Below are 400 nucleotides of genomic sequence, written 5' to 3'. Positions count from 1 at the left end.
GCGGCCGCCAGACCGCCGTCGGGGGCTTCGACGCCGTGGCCGCGTCCGGCCGCGAGAAGGAGTCCCCACTTGTGCTCCTCCCGGGGCCACCCCCGGTCCTCGGACAGGTCGGCGCAGGCGGTGAGATCGCGGAGCGTCAGACGGCGGATGGGCAGGGAGTCGAGAGAAGGTGTCGGCACGCAGGTCAGGCTGTCCGACCGGAGCCTTCGGCGTCCACCTGTTTCCGTAGATGTGTACGTGCTTTTGGCCATCCCGTCCAAGCCGGGATCAGCCCAGGTCGGAGGCGTGCAGCGCACGCACGCCCTCGATGTTGCCGTCGAGGTAGTGCCGCAGGGACAGCGGTACGAGGTGGACGGAGGCGATGCCGACCCGGGTGAAGGGCACGCGCACGATCTCGTAC

At 70.0% G+C, this 400-nt stretch carries 2 pseudogenes; both read right to left on the bottom strand.

The window, feature by feature from the left end:
* A pseudogene (locus tag LPA54_RS40965) lies at nt 1-179 on the bottom strand (GNAT family N-acetyltransferase); the annotation flags it as partial.
* A gap of 88 nt (nt 180-267) precedes the next feature.
* A pseudogene (locus LPA54_RS40960) lies at nt 268-400 on the bottom strand (NUDIX hydrolase); the annotation flags it as partial.

Source organism: Streptomyces sp. DH12 (assembly GCF_020873895.1).
In the GTDB taxonomy this organism is placed as follows: domain Bacteria; phylum Actinomycetota; class Actinomycetes; order Streptomycetales; family Streptomycetaceae; genus Streptomyces.
Note: the sequence above shows the minus strand (reverse complement) of the source record. Positions and strands in the feature narration are given on the sequence as shown.